The organism is Citrobacter sp. Cpo071, from assembly GCF_030332765.1.
GTDB classification, from domain to species: Bacteria; Pseudomonadota; Gammaproteobacteria; order Enterobacterales; family Enterobacteriaceae; genus Citrobacter; species Citrobacter portucalensis.
This window is the reverse complement of sequence record NZ_JAOWHE010000072.1, coordinates 65955-80051: the sequence shown is the minus strand read 5'-3', so window position 1 is coordinate 80051 and position 14097 is coordinate 65955. Positions and strand designations below refer to the sequence as shown.

At 50.5% G+C, this 14097-nt stretch carries 12 protein-coding genes and 2 pseudogenes; 7 read left to right on the top strand and 7 right to left on the bottom strand.

What is annotated here, in order from left to right; genetic code table 11:
* From OGY09_RS25390 to OGY09_RS06905, 6 genes and pseudogenes are all read left to right on the top strand, one after another.
* Positions 1–1118, top strand: a 1118-nt coding sequence (locus OGY09_RS25390; protein WP_502873201.1) for an RHS repeat-associated core domain-containing protein, incomplete at its 5' end; no start/stop codon positions are given.
* Between the two features lies 1 nt (position 1119).
* A complete protein-coding gene (locus OGY09_RS06925; RefSeq protein ID WP_032944913.1) occupies positions 1120–1389 on the top strand; it encodes a hypothetical protein in 270 nt (89 codons plus the stop codon).
* Between the two features lie 128 nt (positions 1390–1517).
* Positions 1518–2108 (top strand): annotated as a pseudogene (locus OGY09_RS25385) (RHS repeat-associated core domain-containing protein); the annotation flags it as partial.
* Between the two features lie 18 nt (positions 2109–2126).
* Positions 2127–2573, top strand: coding sequence for a hypothetical protein (locus OGY09_RS06915; RefSeq protein WP_164079425.1), 447 nt, complete (start codon positions 2127–2129; stop codon positions 2571–2573).
* A gap of 41 nt (positions 2574–2614) precedes the next feature.
* Positions 2615–3511 (top strand): annotated as a pseudogene (locus OGY09_RS25380) (RHS repeat-associated core domain-containing protein); the annotation flags it as partial.
* Positions 3508–3870 (top strand): hypothetical protein, encoded by a 363-nt coding sequence (locus OGY09_RS06905; protein ID WP_032944916.1) that lies wholly within the window; start codon positions 3508–3510, stop codon positions 3868–3870. The pseudogene OGY09_RS25380 and the gene OGY09_RS06905, both read left to right, overlap by 4 nt.
* A 584-nt stretch (positions 3871–4454) precedes the next feature.
* On the opposite strand, the gene OGY09_RS06900 is transcribed toward OGY09_RS06905, so the two are convergent.
* The 7 genes from OGY09_RS06900 to tkt form a co-directional block, all read right to left on the bottom strand.
* Positions 4455–5204 (bottom strand): oxidative stress defense protein, encoded by a 750-nt coding sequence (locus OGY09_RS06900; protein ID WP_032944917.1) that lies wholly within the window; start codon positions 5202–5204, stop codon positions 4455–4457.
* A 93-nt stretch (positions 5205–5297) separates the two neighbouring features.
* Positions 5298–5933 carry an arginine exporter ArgO gene (gene argO / locus OGY09_RS06895; protein WP_003027005.1) on the bottom strand — a complete coding sequence of 212 codons (636 nt, stop codon included), beginning with the start codon at positions 5931–5933 and terminating at the stop codon, positions 5298–5300.
* A 192-nt stretch (positions 5934–6125) separates the two neighbouring features.
* A complete protein-coding gene (locus OGY09_RS06890) occupies positions 6126–6986 on the bottom strand; it encodes a small-conductance mechanosensitive channel MscS (protein ID WP_003825461.1) in 861 nt (286 codons plus the stop codon).
* A 191-nt stretch (positions 6987–7177) separates the two neighbouring features.
* Positions 7178–8257, bottom strand: coding sequence for a class II fructose-bisphosphate aldolase (gene fbaA / locus OGY09_RS06885; protein ID WP_003027029.1), 1080 nt, complete (start codon positions 8255–8257; stop codon positions 7178–7180).
* A gap of 88 nt (positions 8258–8345) precedes the next feature.
* The gene (gene pgk / locus OGY09_RS06880) at positions 8346–9509 is read right to left on the bottom strand and encodes a phosphoglycerate kinase (protein ID WP_003027032.1); all 1164 of its coding nucleotides are present in this window, start codon (positions 9507–9509) and stop codon (positions 8346–8348) included.
* A gap of 39 nt (positions 9510–9548) precedes the next feature.
* The gene (gene epd / locus OGY09_RS06875) at positions 9549–10577 is read right to left on the bottom strand and encodes an erythrose-4-phosphate dehydrogenase (RefSeq protein WP_008785759.1); all 1029 of its coding nucleotides are present in this window, start codon (positions 10575–10577) and stop codon (positions 9549–9551) included.
* A 490-nt stretch (positions 10578–11067) separates the two neighbouring features.
* Positions 11068–13059: a transketolase gene (tkt, locus tag OGY09_RS06870; RefSeq protein ID WP_003825453.1), complete on the bottom strand. Its 1992-nt coding sequence runs from the start codon at positions 13057–13059 to the stop codon at positions 11068–11070.
* Positions 13060–13338: 279 nt separating this feature from the next.
* Between tkt and loiP the strand changes: the two genes are divergently transcribed.
* On the top strand, positions 13339–14097 hold the full coding sequence (gene loiP / locus OGY09_RS06865) for a metalloprotease LoiP (RefSeq protein ID WP_275399141.1): 759 nt from the start codon (positions 13339–13341) through the stop codon (positions 14095–14097).

The following is a 14097-nucleotide window of genomic DNA, read 5'->3' as shown; positions in this document are numbered from 1 at the left end:
AACTCCGGCAGGAAGGCAGCGAGGATGGCGCTGGCGTGGTGCTCCCACCAGTACTGGTGAACATGCTTGACCGCCTGGAAGGAGAGCTGCGCGCCGGGGTTATCAGCGATGAAAACCGCCAGTGGCTGGCCGGGTGCGGCCTGACGCCGGAACAGATGGCGGCGCAGATGGAGCCGTTGCCGGTCCCGGAAAGGACGCTGCATCTGTACCACTGCGACCACCGGGGCCTGCCGCTGGCGCTGATAAGCCAGGACGGCGCCATCAGCTGGCGCGCGGAGTATGACGAATGGGGCAACGTACTGCGGGAAGATAATCCGCACAATCTGCAACAGCTTATCCGCCTGCCGGGCCAGCAGTATGACGAGGAGTCGGGGCTGCACTACAACCGCCACCGGTACTACAATCCGGGGATGGGAAGGTATATCACCCAGGATCCGATAGGGCTGATGGGGGGATTAAACCCGTATACCTACCCACTCAATCCGGTTGTAAATATAGATCCGCTGGGACTGGCTGGATTTTCTGCGTATTCTGGAGCCGGATTTGGAGCCGGATGGAATCATTACGGGCAATCAGCTGGAACATTAGGTATATCAATGACGGAGCAGGGTGAATCTCCCGAAAACATTAATGCGGCACTTAAACATATGGCACAAGGAGATCTACCAAAAGAGGCGAAACAATATATAGAAGGCTGGATATACGGGTCCGCCTCTTATGCATCTGTGGCTGCAGTTGCCTGCCTCTCTGCACCTTTAGCTATGTCTGGTGCGTTAACTGGAGGGGCTAATGCTTTAAATCAAATATGGAACGGTGGGGATTTTAGCTTTAGTGATGTATACGTAGCAACAAATGTGGGAATTCTGACCGAAGGCCGAGGTGTGGTGGCAACAACAGGTATAAATGTTGCGGGCTACTCGGTAAGTAGTGCAATTAAAGGAACAGTACAAACGGCTGAGGGTATTGCTTCTACTGTGTTTGGTTCAATAATGGGATATGGAACAGGAAAAGGAGTTGGAACAGTGGCTAATGGAACTATTGCAACGGCTGGTGGAGCAGTTGTAACTGAAGTAGCCACAAGCAAAGCTAATGAAAAACTTAATGAGTCAGGAGAGTGAAATGGATATTGAACGAAATCCATTGGGATTTATTATTATATTTGTAATAAGGTATTTTGTGGCATTATCAGTCGTACTTTATATTGTCCGCATTGGTATAACGGCTTTAATTGGCGTAAAGACAGGTGTATTTAACTTTGACTTTTGGAGTGATTTTATTTCTTCCCTCAAAGATGGGCTGCTTTTTGGAGTAATATTTGGCATAGGTGAATGGGCAATGCGCAAGGCAAAGAAGATTGATGAAAAAGAGAAAAACAATCACAGTAAGTAAAAATAAGTTACAGCCTCGATAGCCGGTTTTTCCGAAGCGCAGATAATGGTCTGATTGCCAAAAGCACAGTTTCACCTGTGCCTGTATACCCGCGGGAGCCTGGTGTTAGTACCCCATTAAAGCTTTATAGCTGGCAAGCGGAATACGATGTCTGGGGCAACGTGGAGCGGGAAGATAATCCGCACAATCTGCAATAGCTGATACGCCTGCCGGGCCAGCAGTATGACGACGAATCCGGACTGCACTACAACCGCCACCGGTACTACAATCCGGGACTGGGACGGTATAACACCCAGGATCCGATTGGGCTGGAGGGGGGATGGAACCTGTACCAGTATCCGTTGGACCCACTAGGATATATAGACCCATTGGGCCTTAATGTGATTCCATTTCCACCTGTTCCTGCTCCTGGCATTTCCAGTGCAACAGGTGAGCTTAACGAAAGAGCCGCCAGGGCATTAACTAAGTGGTTGAACAACACACTTAGCGAAAGTAAGGAAGATGAATGCCCACCATGTACACCTCCCGCTGGAGAGAAATACAATATAGATGTACACATAGAACGACATGAGGGGAGAGGATTAGCGGATGGTGCTCATGGTTGTATGTTTTCGACTGGTAGTCCTGTACATTGGCATTATGACGTTAATAACCAGAACCCTAAAACATGTAAATGTTACCCTCAGAAACATGTTTTTGGTGGGTGTGGTTTACCCTGATAAATTGGATTGGAGACAATGATGTTTACTAATTTTGATGAAAACTCCTTCCATGATAATTTGATTCATGGGATTGTCTTTTACTCTGATCCTGGAGAGTTTTCTTCAGACGTGGCATTAGATATTGATTACATACAAAAATGGATTAAAAATGAGAATGATGAAATATCGTTCGTCATATCCAGAGCTTTATTAATCTTTCATGAGGTTACGGATTTAAAAATATCAATTAATTGGGGAAACACCAAAAACAGCCAGTTTTCCGGTGATGCCTCGGGACTATATATTAACAGTATCATTAAGAAGAAGATATACTCTCCCATTGCAAATGATTATTTTTTGTGGCGCATAGATACAAACATTCATGATGGCTATATGTTCTTTGGAGCATCATCTTTTTCTTTAGAAATTAAGGGGGAAGAACAGATCCTCAACCGTCAGTTTTTATTAAGAAGGGAAAGATAAATAAATGAAAGGTAAGTTAGCCAATATCGATTCATATGTCGTTGCGTAAAATCCACCTTTACCACTGCGACCACCGGGGCCTGCCGCTGGCGCTGATACGCCAGGACGGCGCCATCAGCTGGCGCGCGGAATATGACGAATGGGGCAACGTGCTGCGGGAAGATAATCCACATAATCTGCAACAGCTTATCCGCCTGCCGGGCCAGCAGTATGATGACGAATCCGGACTGCACTACAACCGCCACCGGTACTACAATCCGGGACTGGGGCGGTATATCACCCAGGACCCGATTGGGCTGGAGGGGGGATGGAATCTTTATACATATCCATTAAATCCGATCGCAGTTACGGATCCTATGGGATTGTCTCCAACAAGTTTTGGCACTTTGTTTGGCCCTGCAATGGAAGGAACATTCCACGGGGTTGACTCAGTAGCTTCTTTACCCGAAAGCGAACGACAATCAACACTAAATGATTTTTCTAAAATGCGAGGAATGTACAATCCTTTATCAGAATATGTATTTGGGTGGGTGACTGGTGCGCCACTTGTTTCACTTTCAGCCATTTTTGGACCTGCAGCATCAGCAGGTAAAATTCTCTCTAATAGTTCTGTTTCATGTCTGGCTAATTTGACATATCAATATATGGAAAGTGGGAAAATTAATTACAAAGATATGTTTTGGGCTAGTCTGTCAGGTGCTTTATCACCAGGTCGATCGATTATAGAGAACAGCCTAATAGCCATGGGTACAACTTACCTTAATAAGGGAGCTACTCCTGGAGCTGTTACGGGTGCGGGGCTGGGCACAACAGTAAGTGGATTGTTGGGGAAAGTTCCTGTTTTATCCAACATATTTGGTGATTATGTTTCTGGACTTGTTTCGGAAGGTGTCGGCGATAACGTCGAGAAAGTTAATAGCAAGGACGATAAAAAGTGAATATAGTGTCACTATTTAAAAAAGAACATAAGATTAATATTACCTATCTTATTGCGTTGTATACAATAACCGTATTATCTTTATCTTTAACCACTGTTGCGATAGTAGCCATTGTAAATTACACCAGTCACGACCCTTTAGTTTTTGATATAGGGTTTGCAATTAAGAGTTTGAAAATGTTATCTATTGCTGGTTTATTTGCTTTTATATGGAGTGCTATTTGCATTTACAATGATAAAAAAAAATGTATTAACATAGCTTTGGATTTAAAGTGGCATTATAATAATTTTAGTACTAATTCCAATTCTCAAAAAAAATCATCTGACAGAGTAGAACATATAATAAAAAAATGGACATGAGTCGACATTTCTACGGTTCAATGACCACGTTTATTGTTAATGATGTTGATACATGGGTTAAAGGTATCAACATCAAAGAGATGAATTATTATCTATCCTGTGAAGTAGAATATAAGTCGGGCGAAAAAAATAAATTTAAACTCAAATTTTCTGCCATCAATGGCGGTGATCCTGTGTTGAAAAGTATAAGTTTTTGACACTTGGTTGTATTGTCCGGATTTGTAAAGATGGTCGCAGCGCCGGAGGAACTTAAAATCCGCAGCGAGGATGACGCGCAGGTCACCTTTTGGCATTACTTTGAGTCTGACTGACTCATCGCGCCGTAAATGGCGGGGAAGTTGAACGCTGCAGTACATGGCGGCACGACAGTCCGGGTACAAAGCCAGAAGTAATCTAGTTCTACCGGGATGGGAACCGACTAGAGGGCAATCTATGGGTAATGGCACACCGTAACGAAAGCTGCACCTGGCTGGGCGGGTGCGGGCTGACGGCGGCGCATCTAGATCCGTTACCGAAGTCGGAGAAGACCATCCACCTGTACTACTATAACCCGGCGAATTCGCCGGGCCAAAAGATCTTAATAATCACTGCGTATTGGTTACTGTCTCGTGCTGTTGCTGCCCCGCCGTCGGCTCAATCTGGAAGACCACATCAACCTGATCGTCAAACTGAATAACCGGCTGTTCGTAGGTTTCCTGAGCGGATGTCGCAGGCGCTGCATCTGCTTTCATCATCCGTACCATCGGGCTCGGTTGATAATTGGAAACGTGGTAACGCACGCTGTAAACGGGCCCCAATTTGCTGTTAAAGCCCGCAGCTAACTGCTCAGCCTGATGAATAGCATCATCAATTGCTGCTTTACGCGCTTTATCTTTGTAAGTATCCGGCTGGGCAACGCCAAGCGATACCGAACGGATCTCATTCAGACCGGCCTTCAGCGCACCATCAAGCAGCGCGTTGAGTTTGTCCAACTGACGCAGCGTGACCTCAACGGTACGTACCGCACGATAGCCTTTAAGGACGCTTTTACCATTCTGGTAGTCGTAGTCCGGCTGGGTGCGCAGGTTTGCCGCGCTAATATCTTTCTTCGCTATCTGGTTCTGTTCAAGGAAGGACAGATATTGCGCCACGCGCTCATCAGCCTGCTTCTTCGCTGAAGCCGCATCCTTTGCAGCTACGTTCACTTCAATCGCCAGAGTAGCGATGTCTGGTGTCGCATCCACGCTTGCCGTTCCGGAAGTCACGATGTGCGGTCCATTTGGCAACTCATTTGCCTGTACCGATAGTGCGCTGAATCCGACTAATGCCGCCAGGGCCATTATTTTGAACTTCACGGTCGTTCCTCCATGTTTCATTAATTACCCCGAAACTCAGGGCACATGCAGGCAAGCTTAGCCGATCTCGCTGCGTTGTCCATCAGACAACACTTAGTTGAACAACGCATGAACGTGCGCAACACCTTCTTTTGCCAACTGAAAAGCGATAAACCACATCACCAATCCTACCAGGGTATTGATGATCCGCTGTGCTTTAGCAGTGCGCAAACGCGGAGCGAGCCAGGCCGCCAGCAATGCCAGGCCGAAGAACCACAGGAACGAAGCGCTGACGGTGCCCAGCGCAAACCAGCGCTTAGGCTCAACGTCCAGTTGGCCTCCCAGACTCCCAAGCACCACAAAGGTATCCAGGTAAACATGGGGATTGAGCCATGTCACCGCCAGCATAGTAGCGATAATTTTCCAGCGTCCCTGCTTCATCACCTCGGCGCTGGCCAGTTCCAGGTTACTGCTCATCGCCGTTTTTAACGCCCCGAAACCGTACCAGAGTAAAAATGCCACCCCACCCCAGGTGACAAGCGCCATCAGCCATGGTGACTGCATCAGCAAGGCGCTACCGCCAAAGATCCCCGCGCAAATCAGCACTAAGTCGCTGATAGCGCAGAGTAAAGCAATCATGATGTGATACTGGCGACGGATCCCCTGATTCATCACGAAGGCGTTTTGCGGACCGAGCGGAAGTATCATAGCCGCACCAAGTGCAAGCCCTTGAAAATAATACGATAACACGTTAATCATCCCGAACTGTTTCTCTTAGGAGCAGACTATAGCGCGGGGAAAACATTAGCGGAAATGGATAATTTTAATCAGGGATAAGAAGAATTAATACCAAGGGGGGGGAAATGCCGGATGACGGCTGACGCCTTATCCGGCCTACAAAACCTGCGGGCCCGGTAAGCGATAGCGCCACCGGGCACGCGATTACTCTGCCGCGCTCTCTTTCACACGCTTGAAGTTCACATCCATCTGCGGGTACGGGAAGCTGATACCGTTGGCGTCAAACTCGCGTTTAATACGCTCCAGTACGTCCCAGTAGACGCTTTGCAGATCGCTACTGTTGCTCCAGACGCGTACCACAAAATTAATCGAGGAAGCGCCCAGCTCATTCAGGCGCACCGTCATTTCACGATCTTTAAGGATACGCTCGTCAGACTGAATGATATCGGTGAGGATTTTTTTCACCTGATCGATATCGGAGTCGTAAGCCACGCCGATGATAAATTCGTTACGACGAACCGGCTCACGAGAGAAGTTAATGATGTTCCCGGCAATGATTTTACCGTTTGGGATCACAACAATCTTACCGTCTACGGTACGCATAGTCGTGGAGAAAATCTGCACGTTGAGTACGGTTCCCGCTACGCCGCCGAGGTCTACATACTCACCTGCGCGGAACGGACGGAACATCACCAGCAGCACGCCAGCGGCGAGGTTGGACAGCGAACCTTGCAGCGCCAGACCAACGGCTAAACCTGCGGCACCGAGAACGGCAATCACAGAAGCGGTTTGTACCCCAACGCGACCCAGAGCGGCAATCAGCGTGAACGCGATAATCCCGTAGCGCACCAGTGCGGAGAGGAAGTCAGCAACGGTTGCATCAATTTTACGTGCCACCATCAGGCGGTTAACGGTGTTTGATACGATGCGCGCCACAATCATACCGATAATGACAATGGCGATGGCCGCAACGATGTTGACGGCATAGCTTAACAGCAGCTCCTGATTGCGGACCAGCCAGGTGCCCGCACCATTTATGCTGTCGACAACATTCAAATCTTCCATTCAATATTCCTTTTTTGCTTACCCAAATGGGAAAAATAAAGCCGTCCCAACGGGACTGGCAATCTGACAAGGGTAAACAATAAACCTGTATTTTGCCAAACAGATCACAGAATTCTCTGCCAGCAGCATATTGAAATGGCAATAAAAAAGGCCCGCATTTGCGGGCCTCATGTCACGTAGAATGGCGTAAATTACAGAACGTCAACCGCGTTCAGTTCTTTGAAAGCCTGTTCCAGACGGGTGATCATGGTTGCCTGACCAGCACGCAGCCATACGCGCGGATCGTAGTATTTCTTGTTCGGCTGATCTTCGCCTTTCGGGTTGCCCAGCTGGCCCTGCAGGTAAGCTTCGTTCGCTTTGTAGTAGTTCAGAACGCCTTCCCAGGTAGCCCATTGGGTATCGGTGTCGATGTTCATTTTCACTACGCCGTAGCTTACGGAGTCTTTGATTTCCTGAGCAGTAGAACCGGAACCGCCGTGGAAGACGAAGTTCAGGCTGTTGTGCGGCAGGTTATGTTTCTTAGAAACATAGTCCTGAGAGTCGCGCAGGATGGTCGGGGTCAGAACAACGTTACCCGGCTTGTAAACGCCGTGAACGTTACCGAAGGAAGCTGCGATGGTGAAACGCGGGCTGATTTTGCTCAGCTCGGTGTATGCGTAATCAACGTCTTCCGGCTGGGTGTACAGTGCAGAAGCGTCCATGTGGCTGTTGTCCACGCCGTCTTCTTCGCCACCGGTGCAACCCAGTTCGATTTCCAGGGTCATGCCCATTTTGGACATGCGCGCCAGGTATTTGGAGCAGATTTCGATGTTCTCTTCCAGAGACTCTTCAGACAGGTCGATCATGTGAGAAGAGAACAGCGGTTTGCCGGTTGCTGCGAAGTGTTTTTCACCCGCGTCCAGCAGACCGTCGATCCACGGCAGCAGTTTCTTCGCGCAGTGGTCAGTGTGCAGGATAACCGGAACACCGTAGTGTTCAGCCATCTGGTGAACGTGATGCGCACCAGAGATAGCACCCAGGATTGCAGCGCCCTGAGGAACGTCAGACTTCACGCCTTTACCCGCGATGAAAGAAGCACCACCGTTGGAGAACTGTACGATTACCGGCGCTTTAACTTTTGCAGCGGTTTCCAGAACGGCGTTGATGGAGTCGGTACCAACGCAGTTAACAGCTGGCAGGGCAAAGTTGTTTTCTTTTGCTACCTGGAAAACTTTCTGTACGTCATCACCAGTGATTACGCCTGGTTTTACGAAATCAAAAATTTTAGACATATTACGAATCCTGTATCTTCGGCCTTGGAAAGGGCGCGCGCTCTAAAGCGCGCTAATAATTGGGCAGGTTTCCCTGCCCATTAAATGCTTACTTTTTAGCGCGCTCTTCGAGCATCGCTACTGCTGGCAATACTTTACCTTCCACGAATTCGAGGAAAGCGCCGCCGCCAGTGGAGATGTAGGAGATTTTGTCAGCAATGCCGAACAGGTCGATTGCTGCCAGGGTGTCACCGCCGCCTGCGATAGAGAACGCTTCGCTGTCTGCGATAGCGTTAGCAACGATTTCAGTACCTTTGCGGAAGTTCGGGAATTCGAACACGCCAACCGGGCCATTCCACAGAATGGTTTTCGCATTTTTCAGGATGTCAGCCAGCTGCTGTGCAGAAGCGTCGCCGATGTCCAGGATCTGCTCGTCTTCTTTCACATCGCTAACGGACTTCAGAGTAGCCGGTGCAGTTTCAGAGAATTCAGTCGCTACGCGAACGTCAGTCGGGACCGGGATGTCGCAAGTGGTCAGCAGACGCTTAGCTTCGTCAACCAGGTCAGCTTCGTACAGGGATTTACCCACGTTGTGGCCTTGAGCGGCAACGAAGGTGTTCGCGATACCACCGCCAACGATCAGCTGGTCAGCGATTTTTGACAGAGAATCCAGAACGGTCAGTTTGGTGGAAACTTTAGAACCGCCAACGATAGCAACCATCGGACGAGCAGGTTCTTTCAGTGCTTTACCCAGCGCATCCAGCTCAGCAGCCAGCAGCGGGCCTGCGCAAGCTACATCAGCGAATTTACCGATACCGTGAGTAGAAGCCTGTGCACGGTGAGCGGTACCGAAAGCATCCATTACGAATACGTCGCACAGCGCAGCATATTTTTTGGACAGTGCTTCGTCGTCTTTCTTCTCGCCTTTGTTGAAGCGAACGTTTTCCAGAACCACCAGTTCACCGGCAGCGACTTCAACGCCGTCCAGGTAATCTTTTACCAGGCGAACCGGAGCAGACAGTTTGTCTTTCAGGTAGTTAACAACCGGCAGCAGAGAGAATTCTTCGTTGTACTCGCCTTCGGTAGGACGACCCAGGTGGGAAGTTACCATCACTTTCGCACCCTGTTTCAGGGCCAGTTCGATGGTCGGCAGAGAAGCACGGATACGCGCATCGCTGGTTACTTTCCCTTCTTTAACTGGTACGTTCAGGTCCGCACGGATAAAAACGCGTTTACCAGCCAGATCCAGATCGGTCATCTTAATTACAGACATGGTGAATCCTCTCGTTGATTCATAAAGTTTTGTCGACGCTCAAGCGTCGAGCCTGAAACCAATAGCAGCCATCGCTAACGTAGTGTCGAGCATACGGTTAGCAAAGCCCCATTCATTATCACACCAGACCAGCGTTTTGATCAGGTGAGCGCCACTCACACGCGTTTGCGTACCATCAACGATGGCGCTGTGCGGGTCGTGGTTAAAATCTACAGAGACCAACGGTAATTCCGTATAGTCAACTATACCATGAAATGCACCTTGTGCTGCTTTTTGCAGCAACTGGTTGACTTCACTGGCTTTTACTGGTTTTTTCACCGTCACGCTTAAGTCGATCGCCGTCACATTTATGGTCGGTACACGCACCGCTATCGCTTCAAAACGATCGTTAAACTGCGGGAAAATTCGCGTGATGCCCGCCGCCAGTTTGGTATCAACCGGAATAATCGACTGGCTGGCCGCTCGCGTGCGACGCAGGTCAGGATGATAAGCATCAATAACCTGCTGATCGTGCATCGCGGAGTGGATCGTGGTGACGGTACCAGACTCAATGCCGTAAGCATCATCCAGCAATTTAATGACGGGTATTATGCAATTCGTGGTGCAGGAAGCGTTGGAAACGATCCGGTGCTCAGCGCGCAGCTGATCCTGATTAACGCCATACACAACGGTTGCGTCGATGTCGTGACTACCAGGATGTGAAAAGAGCACTTTTTTTGCACCAGCGGCAATATGCGCCTCGCCGTGTTCGCGATTGCCGAAGACCCCCGTACAATCCAGCACGATGTCGACACCCAGTTCGCGCCATGGAAGTGCATCGAGTGTTCGCTCATGCAGAATGCGGATAGCGTCATCGCCAACGATGAGCTGGTCACGTTCCTGACGAACATCCCAGGCAAAACGTCCATGGCTGGTGTCATATTTCAACAAATGCGCCATGCCTGCAGCATCCGCAAGTTCGTTGATTGCCACCACGGTGATTTCCGCCCGACGCCCGGATTCATACAAAGCACGAACCACGTTGCGTCCGATGCGACCGAAACCATTAATCGCTACGCGTACGGTCATAGGTCTCCTGCAAGGATTTCTCAGAAACGATGTGGCAGACAGAGTAATGCAGCAAATCGCTCAGGGAAACCTTACCTGTCGCAAACTGCGACTAATTGATTAATTGTCGAACATTTAATCGACTGAAACGCTTCAGCTAGAATAAGCGAAACGCGGAATAAAAGGAATGATTGTCCAGCAACAGAACACAGTTATCTGACTTGCGTCACATTTTAACGCCCTTCAACGCTAAATTTATTCCATATTCCAGAATGACGAATAACCGTAGCAAAATTATTTCGTTGTCGTGTTACACACCCTGATTTAAATCAGAAAGCCCCCTAACCTACATCTAATCACCAGCGCGAGGTCCGAGTCCCGGAACCCTTCAATGATGCCGCAGACGGTCTGGATAGCAGACTGCGCCGTGCGATTGCGCAACGCGCGGCGCGTTGCGGAAAAGCAAAAAAAACGGGCCGCCTGAGCGCCCCGTTTTCACCTGTAATCGAAATTACAGCAGTTCTTTAGCTTTCGCGACAACGTTATCTACGGTGAAGCCGAACTCTTCAAACAGCAGCTCTGCCGGAGCAGACTCACCAAAGGTGGTCATACCGACGATTGCGCCGTTCAGGCCCACATATTTGAACCAGTAGTCAGCGATACCTGCTTCCACTGCAACGCGAGCGGAAACCGCTTTCGGCAGCACAGACTCACGGTAAGCGGCATCCTGTTTGTCGAACGCGTCGGTAGACGGCATGGAAACCACGCGAGCCTTCACGCCTTCGGCAGTCAGTTTGTCCCACGCAGCCACAGCCAGCTCAACTTCAGAACCGGTAGCGATGAAGATCAGTTCCGGCTGACCGTCGCAGTCTTTCAGCACGTAACCGCCGCGAGCGATGTTTGCCAGCTGCTCTTCGGTACGCTCCTGCTGAGCCAGGTTCTGGCGGGAGAGGATCAGCGCGGTCGGGCCGTCCTGACGCTCAACACCGTATTTCCACGCAACGGCGGATTCAACCTGGTCACACGGACGCCATGTGCTCATGTTCGGGGTCACACGCAGAGAAGCAACCTGCTCTACCGGCTGGTGAGTCGGGCCGTCTTCGCCCAGACCGATGGAGTCGTGGGTGTAGACCATGACCTGACGCTGTTTCATCAGCGCAGCCATACGCACCGCGTTACGGGCATATTCCACAAACATCAGGAAGGTGGAGGTGTACGGCAGGAAACCACCGTGCAGGGAGATACCGTTCGCGATAGCGGTCATACCGAATTCACGCACACCGTAATGGATGTAGTTACCGGCAGTATCTTCGTTAATCGCTTTCGAACCAGACCACAGCGTCAGGTTAGACGGTGCCAGGTCAGCGGAGCCGCCGAGGAATTCAGGCAGCAGAGGACCGAAGGCTTCAATCGCGTTCTGAGAAGCTTTACGGCTGGCGATTTTCGCCGGATTAGCCTGCAGCTTAGCAATGAACTCGTTCGCTTTGGCGTCGAAGTCAGACGGCATTTCACCTTTCATACGACGGGTGAATTCAGCCGCTTCCTGCGGGTAGGCTTTCGCATAAGCAGCGAACTTCTCGTTCCATGCAGCTTCTTTTGCCTGACCGGCTTCTTTCGCATCCCACTGCGCGTAGATTTCAGACGGGATTTCGAACGGCGCGTATTTCCAGCCCAGCTGTTCACGGGTCAGTGCGATTTCTGCATCGCCCAGCGGTGCACCGTGAGAGTCGTGAGTACCCGCTTTGTTCGGAGAACCGAAACCGATGATGGTTTTGCACATCAGCAGGGACGGTTTGTCGGTTACTGCGCGTGCTTCTTCAACTGCGCGCTTAATCGCGTCAGCATCGTGGCCATCAACACCACGAACCACATGCCAGCCGTAAGCTTCAAAACGCTTCGCGGTGTCATCGGTGAACCAACCTTCAACGTGGCCATCGATAGAGATGCCGTTGTCATCGTAGAACGCAACCAGTTTGCCCAGCTTCAGCGTACCAGCCAGGGAACATACCTCGTGAGAGATACCTTCCATCATGCAGCCGTCGCCCATGAAAGCATAGGTGAAGTGGTCAACGATGTCGTGACCTGGACGGTTAAACTGCGCCGCCAGCGTTTTTTCAGCGATAGCCATACCCACTGCATTCGCAATGCCCTGACCCAGAGGACCTGTAGTGGTTTCAACACCCGCGGTGTAACCCACTTCCGGGTGACCCGGAGTTTTGGAGTGCAGCTGACGGAAGTTCTGCAGCTCGGACATCGGCAGATCGTAGCCGGTGAGGTGCAGCAGGCTATAAATCAGCATGGAGCCGTGGCCGTTGGACAGCACGAAGCGGTCACGGTCAGCCCAGGACGGGTTAGTCGGGTTGTGGTTCAGGAAATCACGCCACAGGACTTCGGCAATGTCAGCCATACCCATCGGGGCACCCGGGTGACCGGATTTGGCTTTCTGTACTGCGTCCATGCTCAGCGCACGAATAGCATTGGCAAGCTCTTTACGTGAGGACATTTTGACTCCAGATCGGATAATGAAGGCTGAGCCCTTAACGACTTGACGACAGCGCGTTTTGGGCTACGCCGGAAAAAAGTGCCAACAATGTAACCCAAGCCGCGTGTCATGTACATGGAGCATCCTTTTGCCGCTTCAGAAATCTCTGGATCATGCGCGCAAGTTGCGCAATCTTCTCGCCCGCGTATTGTTCTTTTCTTTATACTTAGGCCGAGCGTCGGTTCACCTGCAAACGACGTAATTTTTAGAATAATCCTGACTTTGTGCGGAAGAGAAAAAATGAAAATTCGCGCTTTACTGCTTGCTACGAGCATGGCTACGGCATTGACCGGCTGCCAGAACATGGACTCCAACGGACTGCTTTCTTCTGGCGCGGAGGCTTTTCAGGCCTACAGTCTGAGCGATGCTCAGGTAAAAGCGCTGAGCGATCAGGCCTGTAAAGATATGGACAGCAAGGCTACTATCGCCCCGACCAGCAGCGAGTACGCAACGCGTCTTGGCAAAATCGCCGCCGCGCTTGGCGATAACATTAACGGCCAGCCGGTGAACTACAAAGTCTATATGGCGAAAGATGTGAATGCCTTTGCCATGGCAAACGGCTGTATCCGCGTATACAGCGGCCTGATGGATATGATGACCGACAACGAAGTCGAAGCGGTGATCGGCCATGAAATGGGCCACGTCGCGCTGGGTCACGTGAAAAAAGGTATGCAGGTTGCGCTGGGTACCAACGCCGTACGTGCAGCGGCGGCATCCGCTGGCGGCATTGTCGGCAGCCTGTCGCAGTCGCAACTGGGCGATCTTGGCGAGAAACTGGTGAACTCGCAGTTCTCCCAGCGTCAGGAATCCGAGGCGGATGATTACTCGTATGATTTGTTGCGCAAACGTGGGATCAATCCGGCAGGTTTAGCCACCAGCTTTGAGAAACTGGCCAAACTGGAAGCTGGACGTCAAAGCTCAATGTTTGACGATCACCCGGCATCCGCAGAACGTGCGCAACATATTCGCGATCGCATGAGCGCCGACGGGATCAAATAA